Origin of the sequence: Shewanella carassii, assembly GCF_002777975.1 — a bacterium.
GTDB lineage: Bacteria > Pseudomonadota > Gammaproteobacteria > Enterobacterales > Shewanellaceae > Shewanella > Shewanella carassii.
The window spans coordinates 134623-155268 of the sequence record NZ_NGVS01000029.1; the positions used below are offsets into that span (position 1 = coordinate 134623).

The 20646-nt window shown below is 49.7% G+C and carries 17 protein-coding genes; 12 read left to right on the forward strand and 5 right to left on the reverse strand.

Translation table 11 applies throughout. The annotated features are described in order from the left end of the window. Positions 1-14 precede the first annotated feature (14 nt). The 4 genes from CBE72_RS14695 to glpG all read left to right on the forward strand — a co-directional run bounded on the left by CBE72_RS14695 (position 15) and on the right by glpG (position 3475). The gene (locus CBE72_RS14695; RefSeq protein ID WP_100144523.1) at positions 15-1208 is read left to right on the forward strand and encodes a glycine C-acetyltransferase; all 1194 of its coding nucleotides are present in this window, start codon (positions 15-17) and stop codon (positions 1206-1208) included. Positions 1209-1231: 23 nt separating this feature from the next. After that, positions 1232-2257 carry an L-threonine 3-dehydrogenase gene (gene tdh / locus CBE72_RS14700; protein WP_100144525.1) on the forward strand — a complete coding sequence of 342 codons (1026 nt, stop codon included), beginning with the start codon at positions 1232-1234 and terminating at the stop codon, positions 2255-2257. Between the two features lie 78 nt (positions 2258-2335). Beyond that, entirely contained in the window at positions 2336-2638 is a 303-nt protein-coding gene (gene glpE / locus CBE72_RS14705; RefSeq protein ID WP_100144568.1) for a thiosulfate sulfurtransferase GlpE, read from the forward strand. A 3-nt stretch (positions 2639-2641) separates the two neighbouring features. Beyond that, positions 2642-3475: a rhomboid family intramembrane serine protease GlpG gene (gene glpG / locus CBE72_RS14710; RefSeq protein WP_100144527.1), complete on the forward strand. Its 834-nt coding sequence runs from the start codon at positions 2642-2644 to the stop codon at positions 3473-3475. A 112-nt stretch (positions 3476-3587) separates the two neighbouring features. Here the strand turns inward: glpG and elbB are convergent, their stop codons facing one another. Further along, positions 3588-4241 carry an isoprenoid biosynthesis glyoxalase ElbB gene (gene elbB / locus CBE72_RS14715; RefSeq protein WP_100144528.1) on the reverse strand — a complete coding sequence of 218 codons (654 nt, stop codon included), beginning with the start codon at positions 4239-4241 and terminating at the stop codon, positions 3588-3590. A gap of 386 nt (positions 4242-4627) precedes the next feature. Here elbB and polA point away from each other — a divergent pair, with 386 nt between their 5' ends. Then, complete coding sequence (gene polA, locus CBE72_RS14720) at positions 4628-7396, forward strand: DNA polymerase I (protein WP_100144530.1); 2769 nt, start codon at positions 4628-4630, stop codon at positions 7394-7396. A 656-nt stretch (positions 7397-8052) separates the two neighbouring features. Here polA and yihA read toward each other — a convergent pair. Continuing rightward, a complete protein-coding gene (gene yihA / locus CBE72_RS14725) occupies positions 8053-8697 on the reverse strand; it encodes a ribosome biogenesis GTP-binding protein YihA/YsxC (RefSeq protein ID WP_100144570.1) in 645 nt (214 codons plus the stop codon). Between the two features lie 169 nt (positions 8698-8866). On the opposite strand from yihA, the gene CBE72_RS14730 reads away from it, so the two are divergent. The 5 genes from CBE72_RS14730 to hemN all read left to right on the forward strand — a co-directional run bounded on the left by CBE72_RS14730 (position 8867) and on the right by hemN (position 13721). Beyond that, positions 8867-9487 (forward strand): c-type cytochrome, encoded by a 621-nt coding sequence (locus CBE72_RS14730; RefSeq protein WP_100144532.1) that lies wholly within the window; start codon positions 8867-8869, stop codon positions 9485-9487. Positions 9488-10248: 761 nt separating this feature from the next. Continuing rightward, positions 10249-10935 carry a methyltransferase domain-containing protein gene (locus CBE72_RS14735; protein ID WP_100144534.1) on the forward strand — a complete coding sequence of 229 codons (687 nt, stop codon included), beginning with the start codon at positions 10249-10251 and terminating at the stop codon, positions 10933-10935. Positions 10936-10982: 47 nt separating this feature from the next. After that, complete coding sequence (gene yihI, locus CBE72_RS14740; RefSeq protein WP_025009063.1) at positions 10983-11507, forward strand: Der GTPase-activating protein YihI; 525 nt, start codon at positions 10983-10985, stop codon at positions 11505-11507. An 11-nt stretch (positions 11508-11518) separates the two neighbouring features. Further along, positions 11519-11986, forward strand: a complete 468-nt coding sequence (locus CBE72_RS14745) for a DUF2489 domain-containing protein (RefSeq protein WP_100144536.1) — start codon at positions 11519-11521, stop codon at positions 11984-11986. A 358-nt stretch (positions 11987-12344) separates the two neighbouring features. Beyond that, the gene (hemN, locus tag CBE72_RS14750) at positions 12345-13721 is read left to right on the forward strand and encodes an oxygen-independent coproporphyrinogen III oxidase (RefSeq protein ID WP_100144538.1); all 1377 of its coding nucleotides are present in this window, start codon (positions 12345-12347) and stop codon (positions 13719-13721) included. 64 nt (positions 13722-13785) lie between these two features. Here hemN and add read toward each other — a convergent pair whose 3' ends face one another. Continuing rightward, on the reverse strand, positions 13786-14781 hold the full coding sequence (gene add / locus CBE72_RS14755) for an adenosine deaminase (RefSeq protein WP_100144540.1): 996 nt from the start codon (positions 14779-14781) through the stop codon (positions 13786-13788). Positions 14782-14979: 198 nt separating this feature from the next. On the opposite strand from add, the gene CBE72_RS14760 reads away from it, so the two are divergent. Further along, positions 14980-16758 (forward strand): DUF885 domain-containing protein, encoded by a 1779-nt coding sequence (locus tag CBE72_RS14760; RefSeq protein WP_100144542.1) that lies wholly within the window; start codon positions 14980-14982, stop codon positions 16756-16758. Positions 16759-16825: 67 nt separating this feature from the next. Further along, complete coding sequence (locus CBE72_RS14765) at positions 16826-17791, forward strand: alpha/beta fold hydrolase (RefSeq protein ID WP_100144544.1); 966 nt, start codon at positions 16826-16828, stop codon at positions 17789-17791. Here the strand turns inward: CBE72_RS14765 and CBE72_RS20430 are convergent. Then, positions 17754-18857, reverse strand: a complete 1104-nt coding sequence (locus CBE72_RS20430; protein WP_240613087.1) for a putative bifunctional diguanylate cyclase/phosphodiesterase — start codon at positions 18855-18857, stop codon at positions 17754-17756. The genes CBE72_RS14765 and CBE72_RS20430 overlap by 38 nt on opposite strands. Further along, complete coding sequence (locus tag CBE72_RS20435) at positions 18835-20088, reverse strand: PAS domain-containing protein (protein WP_240613088.1); 1254 nt, start codon at positions 20086-20088, stop codon at positions 18835-18837. Before CBE72_RS20435 ends, CBE72_RS20430 begins: the two co-directional genes overlap by 23 nt. Positions 20089-20646: the final 558 nt, after the last annotated feature.

Genomic DNA, 20646 nt, shown 5'->3' on the forward strand with positions numbered 1-20646 from the left:
CAAGGAGACTTAAGGTGGCATCTACCTCATTCTACGATCAGATCAACCAACAGCTTGCCGATGTCAAGGCCGAAGGTCTGTACAAGAGCGAACGTGTAATAGTTTCTCCACAGCAACCGGCCATTCGCGTCAACGAAGCAGAAGTTATCAACTTCTGCGCCAACAACTACCTGGGTCTGGCTAATCACCCTGAATTGATCAAGGCGGCGCAGGTCGGGTTGGCAGACCATGGCTTCGGCATGGCCTCGGTACGTTTTATTTGCGGAACCCAGGACATTCACAAGCAACTGGAAGCCAATCTGTCCGAATTTCTCGGTATGGAAGATACCATCCTCTACTCCTCCTGCTTCGATGCCAACACAGGTCTATTTGAAACCCTGTTAGGCCCGGAAGATGCCATAGTGTCAGATGCCCTGAACCACGCTTCTATCATTGACGGTGTCCGCCTGTGTAAGGCCAAGCGTTTCCGCTACGCCAACAATGATATGACCGACCTGGAAACCCAACTGATCGCCGCCCGCGATGCCGGTGCCCGCCATATCTTGATAGCGACAGATGGGGTGTTTTCCATGGATGGGGTTATTGCCAACCTCAAGGGTATCTGTGACCTCGCCGACCAATACGGCGCTCTGGTCATGGTCGATGACTCCCATGCCGTTGGCTTTATCGGCCAGAACGGCCGCGGCACCCACGAGTATTGCGATGTGATGGGTCGCGTTGACATCATCACCGGCACCCTGGGTAAGGCGCTGGGCGGCGCTTCCGGCGGCTTCACCGCGGCCCGCAAAGAAGTGGTCGATTGGCTGCGTCAGCGCTCACGCCCTTACCTATTCTCCAACTCACTGGCGCCTTCCATCGTCAGCGCTTCGATTCGGGTGCTGGAGATGCTCAAAGAGGGCCAGGAACTGCGCGAAGCGGTATGGGAAAACAGCCGTTATTTCCGTGAAAAAATGGCTGCAGCCGGATTCACCCTGGCCGGAGCCGACCACGCCATAGTGCCGGTCATGCTGGGTGATGCCAAGCTGGCCAGTGACTTCGCCAACCGCCTGCTGCAGGAAAACATCTATGTCATCGGCTTCTCCTTCCCGGTAGTACCCAAGGGACAGGCCCGTATCCGTACCCAGATGTCGGCGGCTCACAGCCGTGAACAGCTGGACAAGGCCATCGAAGCCTTCACCCGAATCGGTAAGGAGATGGGTATCATCTGATACCTATCCCATGGAGTAACATGATGAAAGCACTGAGTAAACTCAAGCCTGAACAAGGCATCTGGATGGTAGACGCGCCCAAACCTGAAATGGGCCATAACGATCTGCTGATCAAGATCCGCAAGACCGCCATTTGTGGTACCGATGTGCATATCTACAACTGGGATGAGTGGTCACAAAAGACCATCCCAGTTCCTATGGTTGTCGGCCATGAATATGTCGGCGAAGTGGTAGATATGGGCCAGGAAGTTCGTGGCTTTAATATTGGTGATCGGGTGTCAGGCGAAGGTCATATCACCTGTGGTCACTGCCGTAACTGCCGGGGTGGCCGTACTCATTTGTGCCGTAACACAGTCGGTGTTGGGGTCAACCGCGAAGGCGCCTTCGCCGAATATCTGGTGATCCCGGCCTTCAACGCCTTCAAGATCCCCGATGATATCAGCGATGATCTGGCCGCTATCTTCGACCCCTTTGGCAATGCGGTACACACTGCGCTGTCGTTTGATCTCGTCGGTGAAGATGTGCTGATCACCGGAGCCGGCCCCATAGGCATTATGGCCGCCGCGGTTTGTCGCCATGTCGGTGCCCGCCACGTGGTCGTTACTGATGTCAACGAATACCGTCTGGAGCTGGCGCGCAAGCTGGGGGCGACCCGAGCCGTCAATGTGGCCAAGGAAAAACTCGAAGATGTGATGAGCGAGCTCGGTATGACAGAAGGCTTCGATATCGGCCTGGAAATGTCCGGTGTACCGTCTGCCTTCCACTCCATGCTGGATACCATGAACCACGGTGGCAAAATTGCCATGTTGGGGATCCCGGGTGGCGATATGGCGATAGACTGGAGCAAGGTCATCTTCAAGGGGTTGGTGATAAAGGGCATCTATGGCCGGGAAATGTTTGAAACCTGGTACAAGATGGCCAGCCTGATCCAGTCAGGATTGGATATTGCACCTATTATCACCCACCATTACAAGGTGGATGACTTCCAGCAGGGCTTCGATGCCATGCGCTCGGGTCAATCCGGCAAGGTCATTCTCAGCTGGGATTGATCTTCAAACAGGGCGCTGTACTCATGCAGCGCCCTGATGCACACTGTCAACAAGCACTACCTCTTTTACAGGCAAACTATGTCCAGTTACCAACACCTTTCTGTCGTTCAACTCCAGCAAATGATGGCCGAAGATGCCGAGCTGCAGATAGTTGATATTCGCGATCCTGCCAGTTTCGAGACGGCCCATATTCCCGGCGCCGTTCGCCTCGGCAATGACAATCTGGTCGACTATCTCAGGGACGCCGATATGGATAAGCCCTTGGTTGTCTGCTGTTATCATGGCATCAGCAGCCAAAGTGCGGCGGAATATCTGCAACATCAAGGATTCGATGAGGTCTACAGCCTGGATGGCGGTTTCGCTGCCTGGCCGAGGGACTGAGACATGGAAATCGGCCGCCTCCCCAACGAACGCGCCGCTCAGGCGCTGGTAGACTACCTCAAGGGTGAAGGGATCCCCTGTCGTATCATGCATCTGGAACAGGGAGTGGCCATCCATGTCATCGAGGACACAGACCAAGCCAAGGGGCGCAAAGCGTTTCTCGACTTTGTTCAGGATCCGTTAAACCCCAAATATCTGCAGGCCTCTTGGGATCATGGCGACAACCGCATCCGCTTTGACTATGGCGCACCATCGCTGCAACTACTGAGTCAATTTATTACCGGCGCCGGACCGCTGACGCTGATCATTCTGCTGGTCTGCATAGCTATCTTCGCAGCCATGAATCTGGGCTATGGCAATCAGGTATTCGAAGCCCTGGCCTTCTTTGGCGCCACTTCAGATGCCGGTTTCAGCCAATTTTGGCGCTTGTTTACCCCGAGCCTACTGCACTTCTCGGCGCTGCATATCACCTTTAACCTACTCTGGTGGTGGGTCTTGGGTGGCAAGATAGAAAACCGTATCGGTCTTGCTCCTTTATTGACCCTGCTGTTGGTCGCCGGCACATTGCCCAATATAGTGCAGTTCTATCTCAGTGGTCCCAACTTCGGCGGTCTTTCCGGAGTTGTGTATGGCCTGGTGGGTTATACCTGGGTCAGCGGCCGCATGAGCCCAGAGAAAGGCATAGGCCTGCCACCGGCCATGATGGGCTTTATGTTGCTGTGGCTGGTGCTTGGCTTTATGGATGTGTTTGGCCTGTCGATAGCCAACGGCGCGCATCTGGGTGGGCTCTTGGTCGGGCTGGCCCAAGGCTGGCTCGACAACCGCAAGAAAAGCTAATCCTATGTGGCTCAGCTTTGTAGACGTCAAAGCCACTCTGCACAGTCGGCAACAGTAAAAAGAGGGAGCTCAGGCTCCCTCTTGAATAGGTTCAAAGTAACTTGGACAGGGCTTAGGCCAGCTCCAACACCTTGGCCACCAGCTTTTCAATGCCACTATTGGCCTCGGCAATGGAACCTGCCAGCATGTAAGCCGGGGTGCTGACTATCTTGCGCTCACTGTCGACCACAATTTCATCTACCTTGGCATTTTGATGTTCACCACCCATGGCAGTATAGGCCGCTGCGGTTTCGACGTCCGTCCCTATGGTGCCTTTAGCACCCTTACCATAGAGACCTGGGATCATCACAGGCGCGATACAGATAAAGCCTACCACCTTGTCGGCACTGATAAAGCGGCTGATAAACTCACGCACTGGAACAGCAATCTCACTATTGCTGCCATTTATGGCAAAGTTACAGAGATTTTTGGCAGCCCCGAAGCCACCGGGAATGATCAGACCGTCGAAGTCGGCCAGATTCAGCTCAGATGTCGCCTTGATATCACCACGGGCAATACGAGCCGCTTCTTCCAGGACGTTACGCTGCTCAGTTTCCACCACCTCCCCCTTGAGATGATTAACTACATGCATTTGAGGGATATCGGGAGCAAAACACTGGTAAGCCGCACCGGAACGGGACAGAGACAACAGAGTCAACACTGCCTCATGAATTTCACTGCCATCGAAAACACCACAACCACTGAGAAGAACTGCGATTTTCTTCATTAAAAACTCCCCCTTATGACATTTGAATTTAACAAACGCACTACAAATCGGTTGATCTGATTAAAAATCATGCTAACTTAATTCATCGTCTCTGCGAAGAGGCGAATTTTACAGCTACTTTGACTATAAGTCTGGAAAAGGAATTTAAAAAATCCACAACCTGGAAAATTTATCAAAATTTTTACCTGACTCACAAAAAAGCAAATAGCAAATAAATATCAACAGGTTATAAAAACAACCTTGAGTTGTTAGCCGTTACCTTTCTCTATGTTGATTTTTTCACTCACAGACTTATCCACAGGCTATGGGTGATTTTGTCATGGCCGAAAATGCCTTGATATGGCATGCTTAGCAGCACTTAAGACAGTTTAAATTGAAACAAAACTATGCCAATAATCGCAGAAAACCCCCTCGTCCTTGTGGATGGTTCTTCCTATCTCTATCGGGCCTATTATGCACCACCTCACCTAACCAACTCCAAGGGTGAAGCAACCGGGGCGGTTTACGGCGTAGTCAACATGTTGCGCAGCTTACTGGGTAAATACAAGCCACATCAAATGGCGGTTGTTTTTGATGCCAAGGGTCCGACATTCCGCAACGAGATGTATGCCGAATACAAGGCTCATAGGCCACCAATGCCGGATGATCTGCGCAGTCAGATAGCGCCTCTGCATGCCATCATCGAGGCTCTTGGTCTGCCACTCTTGTGTATACCAGGAGTAGAAGCCGATGACGTAATAGGTACCCTTGCCTCCAGGGCCAGTAAGGAAGGACGTGCCATTCTGATCAGCACAGGCGATAAGGATATGGCGCAGCTGGTAGATGACAATGTCACCCTGATCAACACAATGACAGACACCATAATGGGGCCGGAAGAGGTCACCAGCAAATTTGGTGTTGGCCCCGAGCTTATTATCGACCTGCTAGCACTGATGGGCGACAAGGCCGATAACATCCCAGGCTTGCCTGGAGTGGGTGAAAAAACCGCGTTGGCCATGCTGACAGGTGCAGGTGGGGTCGCCAAGCTATTGCAGCAACCGGATTGCGTCACAGAACTGGGCTTCCGTGGTGCCAAGACCATGGCCAAGAAAATCATCGACAACTCCGAGATGCTGCAACTCTCCTACGATCTGGCGACCATCAAAACAGATTGCGAGCTGGATCTGGACTGGCACCAACTCAATATTACCGAGCCCAACAAAGACCAGTTGGCGCAGCTTTATGGTGAGATGGAGTTTAAACGTTGGTTGGCAGAAGTCCTGGATAACAAGATCCCGCATCCCTTGGCGGTCAAGACTGCAACGGCTGAAACCCAGGAAGAAACTGCAGCACCAGCCACGATAGAGACAGAATACGAAACCATACTGACCGAGGCCGCCCTGGAAAAATGGCTGAAAAAGTTAGCCGAAGCCGAACTGATGGCGGTAGATACCGAAACCACCAGCCTCAATTATATGGATGCTAAACTGGTAGGGCTGTCTTTTGCTGTCAAGGCCGGAGAGGCGGTCTATCTACCTCTGGGGCACGATTACCCAGAAGCCCCCGAGCAACTGCCCCGGGAAAAGGTATTGGCCAAGCTCAAACCGATTCTTGAAAACCCTGAGATAAAGAAGGTCGGTCAAAATCTAAAATATGACATCAGTATTCTGGCCAATGCCGGTATCAAGCTGGCCGGTGTTGCCTTCGATACCATGCTCGAATCCTATGTCTTCAACTCAGTGGCATCCAGGCACGACATGGACGGACTGGCACTCAAGTACCTGGGGCACAAATGTGTCAGTTTCGAAGAGATTGCAGGTAAAGGCGCCAAGCAGCTGACATTCAACCAGATCCCTCTGGAAACTGCATCGCCTTACGCGGCCGAAGATGCCGATATTACTCTTAGGCTACATCAACATCTGTGGCCCAGGCTCGAACGGGAGCAAGAGTTAGCCAAGGTTTTCACGGAACTTGAACTACCACTTATTCAGGTGTTGTCACAGATGGAGCGTGACGGCGTGCTGATCGATAGTATGCAATTGTCGCAACAGAGTGATGAGCTGGCGCAAAAAATAGATGCGTTGGAGCAAAAAGCCTACGAGATCGCCGGAGAGAAATTCAACCTCAGTTCCCCCAAACAACTGCAGGCACTATTCTTCGAAAAGCTGGGTTATCCGGTGATCAAGAAAACTCCGAAAGGCGCCCCCTCCACCGCAGAAGAAGTGCTGATAGAGTTGGCGCTGGATTATCCATTGCCAAAGATCATTCTCGAACATCGTAGCCTGACCAAACTAAAGAGCACCTACACGGATAAATTACCGCTGATGATCAATGGCAAAACCGGTAGAGTGCACACCAGCTACCATCAGGCTAACGCCGCTACCGGCCGTTTGTCATCCAGCGACCCTAACCTGCAGAATATTCCTATCCGCACCGAAGAGGGACGTAGAATTCGTCAAGCCTTTATCGCACCTTCAGGGCGCAAGATTTTGGCCGCCGACTATTCACAGATTGAGCTCAGGATCATGGCTCACTTGTCCCAGGATGCCGGCCTGCTGGCAGCATTCGCCGAGGGTAAAGATATTCACAGAGCAACAGCGGCTGAAGTCTTCGATGTAGCGTTTGAAACTGTCACTCCAGAACAGCGTCGCCGCGCCAAGGCGGTTAACTTCGGTCTGATTTATGGCATGTCGGCCTTTGGCTTGGCACGCCAACTGGATATTCCTCGCACTGAAGCACAAAGCTATATGGATACCTACTTCAAGCGTTATCCCGGCGTGCTCAAGTATATGGAAGAGACCCGGGCACTCGCCGCCGAGCAAGGTTATGTCTCCACACTCTTTGGTAGACGCCTGTATCTGCCGGAAATCCGCGACCGCAACGCCATGAGGCGTCAAGCCGCAGAACGAGCGGCTATCAACGCTCCTATGCAGGGTACAGCAGCCGACATTATCAAAAAGGCGATGATCAAAGTTGCCAACTGGATAGCTGCTGACACCAAGGGGGAAATCACCATGATCATGCAAGTTCACGATGAATTGGTGTTTGAGGTCGATGCAGCGAAAGCCGAAGAGCTGCAACAACAGATCTGCAAACTCATGGCTGAAGCGGCTACCCTGGATGTCCCTTTACTGGCCGAAGCCGGCCTGGGTGACAGCTGGGACCAAGCCCACTAACAATTGTACCTCAGTATCAAAGCCATCCTTGCGGATGGCTTTTTTGTTTTTCGAACATAACTTCAGACTAGGCAGCCACCACAGACGTTACAAACCAACCCAGATGAACTAAAAACAACAGTTTCAGTCAATTATTCGACAAAAAAGAGCTAACAGCCTGCATTTTAAACACATTTTCGTAATTTAGAGATCATATCGCGCTTTTGCAACCAACAATTCCTGTGATCGAGTCCACATTATTGTTGTGTTTTCCAAAAAACAGTTTTCCCATTAGCGATAAATGCAGTAATATTCTCGGCGTAGGGTACAGAGGTTAAGATGTTCTATCTTTCAGACCTTTATTTCACTTTTAGTGATCAGCCAAATTCTGGCGCCCCAGCAATCATTTGCTGGGGCTTTTTTTTGTCTGCAATATTTTTTAGAGTAATTACTTTAAACTGTAACCAATTCGCGTTATGCTAACCGCATTGAGAGCCATCGAAGTCCAAGTTTGATGGTACTTGAGTCTTGTTGAAATTTTAGCTTCTCCCCAAAAGAGCTAATTTAACCGGTGACTGAGTCGCCGGTTTTTTTTGTCTCAAACGGCTCTGCGCGGCCTATAGATACAAAAACGGCAGCCTCCATGGCTGCCGCTGAATGGTTCTAGTTCATCACTCTTATTCGCTATCTTCTTGTCCCAACCAAGCTGGGTGGCACCATTCATCTAGAATCGCCAACACTTTGGGTTTCCCAGTACCCTTCAATGATGAGAAAGGTTCAACCCTGACCCAGTCACCAAAGTCAGCCAGCGCTTTACGGACCTCATTGACCGTCTTCATCTTGGCACTCTGTGGCAGCTTATCGGCCTTAGTCAGCAACGCCAGTACAGGGATCTCGCTGGCAACAGCCCATTCGATCATCTGCAAGTCTAAGTCTTTCAATGGATGACGAATATCCATCAGCACCACAACACCACTCAAACAAGCACGCTTTTGTAAATATTCTCCCAGAGACTCCTGCCACTTGATCTTCATCGCCAATGGTACCTGAGCAAAACCGTAGCCGGGTAAATCCACTAAACGCCGCTGTTCATCGAGCTCAAACACGTTGATCAGTTGGGTACGCCCAGGAGTTTTACTGGTTCTGGCAAGGTTTTTCTGCTCGGTCAAAGCATTCAAAGCACTTGATTTACCGGCATTTGAGCGACCAGCAAAGGCGATTTCAACGCCGGTATCGCCTGGTAAATGCTTGTCTAAGTGGGCAATATCAGGCGCGCTGATAAGGAATTTTGTCTTGCGAAAATCGATACGAGTGGCTGTCACTTCTGACTCCGGAGTTTTGCTGGGTGATAGCATAAATATTGAAGACTTGCTTACTTTTCCACGTTTTCGTGTAAAATATTATCTTGATCACATTATTTGTATTTTACCACGCTTGCGGGTCTCCCTAGTAAGCTCAGGACAATAATTTAACGAAAGAAGTTGGAACGCCATGAAAAAGTTAGCCCTTGCGCTGTCTGTAGTCGCCACCATATCTTCACCTGCGATTGCTGAAGGTAATGCTGAAGCGGGAAAAACCAAAGCCATTGTCTGCTCTGCCTGCCATGGTCTTGATGGCAACAGCATGATTGACATGTACCCTAAACTTGCTGGCCAGCATACAACCTATCTACAGAAACAACTGCGAGAGTTTCGTAGTGCTGCTCAAACTGGTGGTAAAGATGGTCGTATGGATCCTATCATGGGTGGCATGGCGGTAGCCTTGAGTGATCAAGATATTGCCGATATTGCTGCTTATTTCGCCAGTCAAACATTGCAGGTTGCTGAAGTTAAAGATGTTCCAGATGCAGGCGAAAAGCTTTTCAAGGGCGGCGATATGTCTCGTGGCATAGCGGCTTGTTCTGCTTGTCACGGTCCAGAAGGCAAAGGTAGCGAACTGGCCGGTTTCCCGGCAGTAGCAGGACAACACGCCAACTACGTTAAAATTCAATTGAATAAATTCCGCGATCAAAGCCGTCATAACGATCTCAATGGAATGATGCAAGACACGGCAAAAAAACTGAATGATGCTGACATTGAAGCGCTGGCTAAGTACATCTCCAGCTTGAAATAATTACTAAAAATTGTTTAAGAGGGGGTAATATTTCCCCCTTTTCTTTAACCATAAAGCTTACGTTTACGTAAACTGAAAATATTATTGCTTGACACAGATCACAGATTTAGGTTTAATTGTGCCCGTACCGAGATAAACCCATCTGTTTGTATAAAAACTTTTCCAACAACATTCAGGTTTCGGTATAATTTACATTCAAGATATAAGAATAAAGCAATCCAATAACAATAAGACAGCTAAGACCACTCGCAAATAATAATAATGAGTCGAGATTTCAGTTTGAAGTCCAGGTCAATAAAAGTAAGGAACCGGCGATTTTGCCAACGCGCTTTTTAGCATTGTCCTTACGAATAAACAGGGGAACTCGCTCCAACAGGAAGATGTTTGCAGGACTCAAACATTAGCACGGGAAGCAACGCGCTTTGGATGCACTGGCTGGAAGCTTGTTATCACTGGAAGGTACTTAGTAGACATGGATGGTCTGTTAGGCGTCACAGAAGACGACTGGATAATGATGAGTCATTTGGCCGTCACTATTTTCAGGAAACCCAAGAAAGTGTCTGGAAGACCGATAACGAGAAAAACTGCAAGGAAAGCTGTCAAAAAAAGAAGGATATCGACCGGGAAAGTCGCATAGCAAGTAAGGAAACTTGAAATCAGAATAGGGTGTTAACTAGCACCATCATAAGGCGGCAGCCATACTGCCGCCTTTTTTTATGGCATAATTTATCAACCAACATTGAGCAGATATTAATTAGCCCATGCGTCGCTGTCCCCTGTGTCATCATGATCAGGCTAAACTCAGCTTTCAGGATAAGAAACGAAGTTTCTATCTCTGCCCTGAATGTAGACTGTTGTTTGCAGATTCCAACAGTTATCTGTTACCCGATGCCGAAAAGCAACGTTACGGCCGAGCCCGCCAAGCAGGAAAACAAAAGCAGTTGGCACGCTTTATCCACCCTTTGTTGGAACAACTTCAATCTTTGCAACCCGCGCCGCTATTTGGTCTCAACTTCGGCCGGGTGCTAAGCAAAGAAGGACTGCAGCAGATCAGCAACGCCGGTCACCACTTACAACAGTTTGATCCCTTTTTTGCGGCAGACCACCAGCTACTACACCACCAATATGACTTTATCTGTTGTTTTCGGGTGTTCGAGCACTTCAGAACCCCAGCCAAAGAGTGGAGCTTAATCGAAACGCTGCTGAAACCAGGGGGTTGGCTGGCCATATCCACCCCTCTACTGACCTCTCTGGAGGCGTTTCCCAAGTGGCATTACAAGAACAATCCGACCCATGTCAGCTTCTATCAACAACAGACTTTTGCTTACTTGGCATCTCTAGGCCAATTTAAGCTAATATTTGCAGCGCAAGACTTCATCTTGATGCAAAAAACATCAGGATCTGCTATAACACGCGACCTTAATGCAGAACCGCCGCTTGTAGACTGAACCCGGCACGGTTCGGATGCAACCCACTACTTTTTATCGAGAGAATTATGTCCCGTAGTAAAAAGACCCGAAAAGTCGGCGAGAACAACCCCAAACTGGCCCCCAGAACCAAGAAATCTGAGCGCGCTCCGGCTCGGAAGAAGCAGGACTCAGGTAATAAGGCTGGCAGCCGCCAGAACCCTGCTGCTCCAAAGGGGCAAAAGCGTGCAGGCTCTGACAAACAAGATATCCGCCTTGGCAGTAAAAAGCCTGTCGCTCTGGATATAGTCAAAGAAAAGGTTGCACAGCCCAAACAACCCAAACTAACCGATGAACAGTTGCTGCTGCAACTGGAGGAAGATCCGCGCCTGAATAAGCTGCTGGATCAACTGGAAGAAGGGCGGGAACTGGCCGCCGATGACCAGCAATGGCTGGAGCGGCAATTGGCCAAGATAGAGAAGCTGATGGAAAAACTTGGCATTACCGATTTGGATCAGGCCGATGAAGCCCCAAGCAAGGGTCATAGTGATGACGAGTTGCTGGAGAAATTCGAATCCGGTGCTGAGCTTCTGAAACAATACCAAGACAACTAACGGAGGCCGGGATGCAGTTTATCCTTATTAGCTTAGCCATGTTGATCATCATAGGCCTCAGCGCCTATGCCACTGTGTTGCTGCTGCGTCTGAGAAGACAAACCCAGGCCAGAGAGCAAACAATGGCTGAGCAAAAGGCCGCTATGGAAGCTAAACAGGCATCCCTGCTTGCCGATATTCGCTATATTGCTGCCGCAATGACTGAAGAGCGTTGTGAGTTGTCTGAAGGGGTGGTCAGAATCGTTAAACTATTCGATCTGCTGTCGCTGACAGAGAGAGTCAGTGGTGATTACCCGGATGTGTTTATGCATTTTGAGCGCATCAAGGACCACCCCATTCTGGAGGCCAGGGCTAAATTACCCAAGCAAGAACGGATGCGGCTCGACCTGGCCAGAATGAAATCTGAAGCCGAACTGGAACAAGGCATATTAGCCGATGCCAAGAAACTCTCGGAGTTTCAACTAAAACCGACTCACTGAGGCCTCCGCTGCCGACTTACACCAGACAGTCGGCAGACCTTTCTTTACGCCGCCAAGCCCCCCAAAAAAAGAGCAAACAACTCCCTAAATACAGACCTATGGTGTGACAATGGCCAGAATTGATAACCTTTGCAGGCTCTGTCGACTCAACCAGGCAGCCATCGAGCATGCCGAATATTTCCGCAGGCGTGAGTCGGTGCACAAAACCTCAATAAGACAACAGACATTAGAAGAATTTTCATAGATATTCCCTAACGTTTGGTTGTGTACATATAATTTTTACAACCTGGATCAAGTTTATTTGAGCTATAACCCTGCATACTTCGCTCATTGCTAATTTACTGTCGGAGGACACGCCTTGAAGCAGCCCACTCATATCAGCTGGGATCAATCAATGATCGAGAAATATAACTACAGCGGTCCCCGTTATACTTCCTACCCAACGGCGCTGGAGTTTGACGACTCATTCACCGAAGGCGACTTACTGTCGGCCATTGCCGGCAGCAAAAGTGACAAACTGTCTCTGTATATTCATATCCCCTTCTGTGCCAAACTCTGCTATTACTGCGGCTGTAACAAGGTCATCACCCGACATCAGCACAAAGCCGATCAGTACATAGAGTACCTGGCAGCCGAGATCGTTAAGCGGGCGCCACTGTTCAAACACTACACAGTGACCCAGATGCACTGGGGCGGCGGTACGCCGACTTTCCTTAACCCAGAGCAAATCATCAAGTTATCGTCACTATTGAAGAGTCACTTCAACTTTGCCGAACAGGGTGAATATTCTATCGAAGTCGACCCTAGAGAAATCGAACTCTCTATGCTGGATGCCCTCAAGGAGGCTGGCTTCAACCGTATCTCCATCGGGGTGCAGGACTTCAATAAAGAGGTTCAAGCAGCAGTTAACCGTGAACAGGATGAAGACTTTATCTTTGCGCTGATCAAAAAGGCCAAAGAGATGGGCTTTGTTTCTACCAACGTCGATTTGATTTACGGCCTGCCTCATCAAACACCGGAAACCTTTGCCGAAACCATTCAGCGCATTCTGGATCTGTCTCCAGACCGGCTGTCTGTATTCAACTACGCTCACTTGCCGGCCCGCTTCGCGGCCCAGCGGAAAATCAAAGATGAGCATTTGCCCAGTCCGCAACAGAAGCTGGACATACTGCACCAGACTATTGAGACTCTGACCGGCGCCGGCTACCAATACATAGGTATGGATCACTTCGCCAAACCGGATGATGAGCTGGCCAAACTGCAAAGAGAAGGCAAATTGCACCGTAACTTCCAAGGTTATACCACCCAGGAAGAGTGCGACCTCCTTGGACTAGGGGTGTCATCCATCAGTCAGATTGGTGACTGTTATGCACAGAACCAAAAAGATATTCGCCCTTACTATGAAGCCATAGATGAGCAGGGCCACGCTCTGTGGAAAGGCTGCAAACTCAACCGTGATGACGAAATCCGCCGCGCGGTGATCAAGCAGCTTATCTGTCACTTTGAGCTTGATATGGGCAAGATGGAGCAACAACTGGGGATCCAGTTTGAAGATTACTTCGCCGAAGATCTCAAGCTGCTGCAAACCTTTATCGATGATAAACTGGTTAACGTTGAGAACCGTCAGATCAGCATCAGCCCAACCGGGCGCCTGTTGATCCGTAATATCTGTATCTGTTTCGATGTCTACTTCCGAGAAAAGGCACGTCAGCAACAGTTCTCCCGGGTAATTTAACCCTGAGTAGAATAAAAAAGCCGATGAGTAACTCATCGGCTTTTTTTGTGTCTGAACCAAACTTTTATACTTTAGCGGCGTAAAGTTCCCGGCGCTCGCTGTCAGAGAGGAAGGCCATCTCTACGCCATTACGCTGCAACTTGGCCAATTCATCGTCGGTGAAGCCCATCTCCTGCTTAACCACACGATATTCATGCTTGATATCTATGGCGCTGACGCCTGGATCATCGGTATTCAAGCCAACCAGCACACCGGCTTCCATAAAGGTTCGCAGCGGATGCTCCTGATAGCTGTTCACAGTAGAGGTATGCAAATTACTGGTGGGGCAGGACTCGATACCTATCTTGTGTTCCATCAGATACTCCATCAATTTGGGATCATGAATCGCATTGACTCCATGGCCTATCCGAGTCGCTCCCAACTCCTTGATGGCTTGCCACATGCTTTGAGCACCGGCAGCTTCTCCGGCATGAGCCGTGATCTGAAGTCCGGCATCACGCACCCGCTTGAAATGTTCGTTGAACAGCTCTCCGGGGAAACCCAACTCATCACCGGCCAAATCGACCGCGACCAGAGATGCCCGGTGCGCGAGCAAGCCATCCAACTCCTGGGTACAAGCCTGCTGACCAAATGAGCGAGACAGAATACCTATCAGTTTTATCTTGACCTGATAATCCTTGAGCCCGGCTTTTACGCCATCAATAACGGCCTCTACCACACCCTCTATCGGCAACTTATGATTCATAGCCATGTAGTAAGGGCTGAATCTTAATTCGGCGTAGTCCAGCCCAGACAATGCTGCATCGGCGACGTTTTCATAGGCCACCCGCTTTACCGCATCCAGATCGGCCAGCACGGCAACCATCCAGTCCAGCTTTTTCAAGAAAGCTACTAGACTGGATTCTTTACCCTGGATCTGTACATAAGGTGCCAAGGCCTCAAGCGAGGCCGCCGGCAAGGCAACGCCATGTTGCTGACCCAGTTCCCATATGGTCTCAACCCTGACATTACCATCCAGATGGCGATGTAAATCGACCAACGGAATTGAAGTATCAATCATAAAAATAACCCCTGTATGAACTACCCCGCCAATTTAGTTATTTTTTGGTCTGGGGACGCTTAAGTGTAACACGCCTTTTGTTAGCACCTCTTAGTCGACCGACAGGCTTTGTTACCAAAAGGTGACGTTAAATCTCTGGGGCTCCATCCTGGCTTAAGGCATAATCCTTCATCAAGGATAAAAAAGGAACAAAATCAAATGAAAAAACTTCTGCTGCCCCTGTTGCTCACCGGATTCCTGGGCGCCTGCCAAACCCCTGCCCATGAAGCCAACACGCCAGAAATAGGCAAGCAGCTATCTCAAGCCGATAGCCAACTCCAGCAGTTAATAACCGATGCCTGGCAGCAAAGGCTGGCAGAAAGCCCTCAGATGGCCTTGCTGTTTGGCGATGACTCGGCCGCGGGCAAATTAGCAGACTTGTCAGCTGAAGCGCTGGCGGCCGATGCTGCGGCCAATTCAACACTATTGCAACGGCTAAAGGCGATCCCCAGAGAACAGCTGAGCAAAGAAGCCGCCATCAATGCCAGTATTCTCGAATACCAACTACAGGAGCGTGTGGATAGCTTCAGGTTCAAGGCCCATTACCTGCCGATTACCTCAGAGAGTGGCTTTCACGCTTACATTGCTTCTATGGCCTCAGGGCCATTCAAGACAGAAGCCGATTACCGTCACTACCTGCAGAAACTGCAATCTCTGCCGCGCTACTTCCAGCAACAGATACACTGGATGCGCCAAGGGCTTGCCGAAGGTATCACTCAGCCGCAATCTGTACTGAGAGGGTTTGAACAGAGTATTCAGGCTTATATGGTACCAGTGCAGCAAAGTAGCTATTTCAAGCCGTTTGAGACGTTTCCAGAGCACTTTTCTGCCAATCTTAAACAGGAACTGAGCCATGCCGGGTACACCAGTGTCGAGCAGCATGTGTTACCAAGTTATCAAACCTTTTATGACTTTATGACCGAGGAATATATCTCCGGCGCCCGCCAGAGCATTGCCGCATCAGCACTGCCCAATGGTCGGGCCTTTTATGAAAACAGGGTCAAGTACTACACCACTCTGGATATGACGCCTGAGCAGGTCCATCAACTGGGGCTGAATGAAGTAAAACGGATCCGCGCCGAGATGGAACAGATCATCGAACAAACCAGTTTTAAAGGCAGCTTTGCTGAGTTTCTGCATTTTATGCGCACCGACAAACGCTTTTATGTGAACACGCCGGAACAACTGCTCAAAGAAGCCTCCTATATAGCCAAAAAAGCCGATGCCATGTTGCCACGCTATTTTGGCAAACTGCCCCGCAAACCCTATGGCGTCGCCCCTGTACCGGCAGAAATTGCCCCCAAATATACAACCGGGCGCTATTCCGGCTCCAACTCGGAGACTGTGGCGGGTTTTTATTGGGTGAACACATATGCCTTGGATAAGCGACCTCTCTATGAGTTGGAAGCGCTCACCCTGCATGAGGCTGTTCCGGGTCACCACCTGCAGATTTCCCTCAATCAGGAGTTGGAGCAACTGCCCGATTTTCGCCGCTACAGCTATATCTCGGCCTTTGGCGAGGGATGGGGACTATACAGTGAATATTTAGGGCTGGAAGGGGGTTTTTATCAGGATCCCTACAGCAACTTTGGACGCCTGACTTACGAGATGTGGCGCGCCGCTCGCTTGGTAGTCGATACAGGTATGCACACCCAAGGCTGGAGCCGTCAGCAGGCAATAGACTTTATGGCCGGTAATACGGCTCTGTCGCTGCACAATGTCACCACAGAGATAGACAGATATATCTCCTGGCCTGGGCAGGCGCTAGCCTACAAGATTGGCGAGCTGACTATCAAGCGTCTGCGAAAGCAAGCAGAAGATGCCCTGGGGGAAAAGTTCGATATCCGCCAATTCCACGATGCAGTTTTGGCACAGGGCTCTGTGCCCATGTCTGTGCTGGAACAACAGATAGCCGATTTTATCGCCTCACAGCAATGAAAGCCTGTTTCTGATACACTCGGCCTGTGCCTTTGAGCACTGGCTTTTTTAGATCAGGAAATATTGGATGGTAACGACCCAGGCCCGCAACACAGAACCCGCTTCAACCCAGTCTCAATTGGAGACTTTCTGGCAAGGTGTCACCCATGCCAAGCTGGCAGTGGGATTCGGTAAAGAGCTGGCCTACGGTTATATTTGCCACCCAAAGGCGAAACAGGCCGTCGTCATCAGCAATGGCCGGGTCGAGAGTTATCTTAAGTATCGGGAGTTGATCCACGACTTCTATCAGCAAGGTTATAGTGTCTACGCCTTGGATCATATGGGGCAAGGGCTATCCAGCAGGCTAACCGCCAATCCTCACCAAGGGCACATAGATAAGTTTCAGGACTATGTGGATCACTTGCACTGTTTCGTTGAGCAAGTGGTAGTCGCAAACCAATATGAACAGTATTTTCTGGTGGGCCACTCCATGGGAGGCGCCATAGGCACTCTGTATTTGCAGCAATACCCCCAGAGATTCACTGCCGCGGTCTTCTCTGCCCCCATGTATGGTATTCGCCTGCCAATGCCGCGCAACTTCGTACGTTGGCTGGCAGGAAAACTCAATAGTTATGGCCCGCATACCGAGCCCAACTATGTGTTATCCGGCCATGATTATCGTCCGCTCGAGTTTAAAGATAATCAATTGACCCACAGCGAAAGCCGATATCAGGCATTACTGGATTTATGCCGGCAACATCCTGAGATCCAACTGGGCTCGCCCACCAATCAATGGTTGATAGAAGCTTTGGATGCTTGCGAGAAATCTATAACCGCCGCAAGAGAGTCCAAGGTCCCGATCCTCATTCTTCAGGCTGAGCAGGACACTATCGTCGATAACCAGGCGCAAATCGCTGCCCTTGGCCCAGAGGTAATACTGGAAAAGCTCATGGGAGCCAGGCATGAACTCTTTATTGAAATCGATGCAATACGTGAGCAGGTGCTGAGTATTATTTTCAACTTCCTGGCGCAGCACAGAGTAACTCACGAGTAGGAGCATGTAGCAGAGTCGCGAACTCAGTCTCAGACAGAGGCTGACTGAACAGATATCCCTGGAAGCTGTCACAGCCGAGCTGGTTCAAAAAATCTCTTTGCTGAGCCGTTTCAACACCTTCGGCAACCACTTTCAGCTCAAGGCTGTGGGCCATTTCGACTATGGCCCTGACTATGGCATCGGCACTGCGCCCAGAGCCTATCTTCTGCACAAAAGAAGCATCTATCTTTAGTCTGGATAGAGGCAGATTCTGCAAATAACTCAACGAGCTGTAACCTGTGCCAAAGTCATCTATCGCCACGGATATCCCGGCCTTTTTCAATAAGCCAATTCGAGTATTCATGATGCACAGATTGGTCAACAGAGCGTATTCGGTCAACTCCAACTCCAGCGCATCTGTTGCAACCCCCTGAGCCTTCAGCAAGGCAATCAGACGCTCAACAAACTCTGGCTGATTAAACTGCCTGGCACTGAGGTTGATGGCAATTTTGGGCACCTTTATACCTTTGGTCTGCAGTTCACGGATGAAGCGACAAACTTCGAGGATAACCCAGTGACCAATCTCACTGATAAGGCCGCTACCTTCCGCAATGGGGATAAAATCCGCCGGCGAAATGTTTCCCTGTTGCGGATGTTGCCAGCGTAATAACGCCTCTGCCCCTGTCAATTGCCCCTGACTATCGACTATAGGTTGGTAAACCAAAGAGAGTTGTTGCCGTTCGATGGCGTAGCGTAGCTCATTCTGGATTAACAGATTCTGATGCGCCTTAACCTCCATCTCGGAGTTGTAGATCATGCAGTTATCTCTACCGCCTTCCTTGGCCTGGAACATAGCCATATCGGCACGTTTCAATAACTCCTCGGCATCAATATCATCCTGTTCATCGAACAGACAAACACCAATACTGGCAGAAACGTGCAGCTGTTTATCAGCAATATGGAAGGGCCTGGCAACCAACTGCCGGATCTCACTGGCCAATGCCAAGGCTCTCCTTGACGCCGCGGTTCGATCTTGAGTCAGATCTTTCGCCAGAATAACAAACTCATCCCCCCCCCAGTCTGGCAACCAAGGTATTGGCGCTAAAATAACCCGAAAACCTGGCTGCCAGTTGGATCAACAGCCGGTCCCCCAGATGGTGTCCGAGCGTATCGTTAATGGTTTTGAAATTATCCAAATCGATCAGAAAAAGCGCCGCACACTGCTGACTATTGTAGCCGTGCTTTTGTTGCTCATATAAAGCATCCATCAGAGCACGACGGTTCGCTAAATTGGTTAGTGCATCATGGTTAGCTAAATGGGCCAGTGCTTGTTGATTACGCACGTCATCGGACACATCGGCATGGGTACCGATAATGCGGCAAGGGCGACCCAGCTCATCCCATTCGACCAACATGCCTCTATCCAGTACCCAGATATAATGACCTTCTTTATGGCGCAGACGGTGAACACTCTCAAATGTCTCGGTTTCACCGTTGAGGTAAGCCTGCAAAGACGACAACACAGTTTCTTTGTCATCGGGATGCAATCGGCTTTCCCAAGTAGAGTAAAGTCCTTCAAGCTCATGGGGACCGTAACCTATCATCTCTTTCCAACGATCCGACAGAAAAACTTCACCGCTGGCGATGTTCCAGTCCCAGATCCCATTGCGAGTCCCTTCCACAGCAAACAACCAGCGTTGTTCATTGTCCCTCAATTGCTTAAGGGTGCGCTGCAACTTCTGCTGATTCTGATGCAAGTAATCCTGCAATACCCTTATTTCACTGAAAACCCAAGGACTATTGACCTCAAAGGAGCAACTCTCACCTTTTCGGGCCTGCCAAACCAGATTCCGCAAAGGGCGAATCAACATAAAGTGCAACACCAACATGAAGCCCAAAACGAACAAAGCTCCCAAGCCCCAAACCCGCATAAAACGCGCATTGAGAGCATCTGTCACCTGAGCCATTATTGGCGACAAATCATATTCCAAATAGATAAGCTCTATATTATCGCCGTGACCAACACTCACCTCGGCATTCACTGGATAGTAAGCCTGTATTGATAGCCTATTAGGATTGGTAAAGATAAGCTCTTTTCCGGATTGCACCACCTGTTGCTGTAACTCTAAAGAATAGCCATCAATAACTTGTGAAGCCCGGCTATCGCGCCAGACAACATGATTGGCATGGCGAATAAGACTGGTGTCATCGAGCAGAATATACACCATTACATTGAAATCGATCGCTGCCAAAGAGATCTCTTCAGCCATGCTATCCTGATTATGGTTAGCGATGGCCTTCTCAACGAGATGCTGCATCCTGAAAAGTTCTTTCTTGAGTTGCTCAATTTGAACCGATGCCGCCTCAGACTCCAAGGAATGACGCTCGTAGAAATACTCCCCGGCAACAAGACAGAGATAAATAAAAAATACACAAAAAGGCACAACATAGGCCATGGCAGGCCTTGGCATCTTCACAAATGAAATCCTTAATGCTCATGACAAGAAGGCACAGATAACGCTTAATGCTAACGGTAAATTAACTTCCAGGCAAAGAGTCTAACTTTAAAATTGTTTTCAAGATCAAAGACGCTGTCTGGTAATGCAGGTAGGAAGCTTAAACAATCAGGAATACTAAGGGGCAAACAACACAAAGCGACTTTCGTCTGAATAAGGGTAGTAGATATCACGAGCAGAATGAATGGGGTGGGCCTAAGCAAAATCTCACAGACCCTAAACGCAAAAAAGCCACCGTATTCAGGTGGCTTCTCTACTTAATTGGGCGTCTGGCGATGGCCAGCTTCGAGCAAGCTCTCCGCGTTCGTCTGTCGCATCAAACTGAGTTTGATAAACGCGACAACCTCACCCTACTCCACA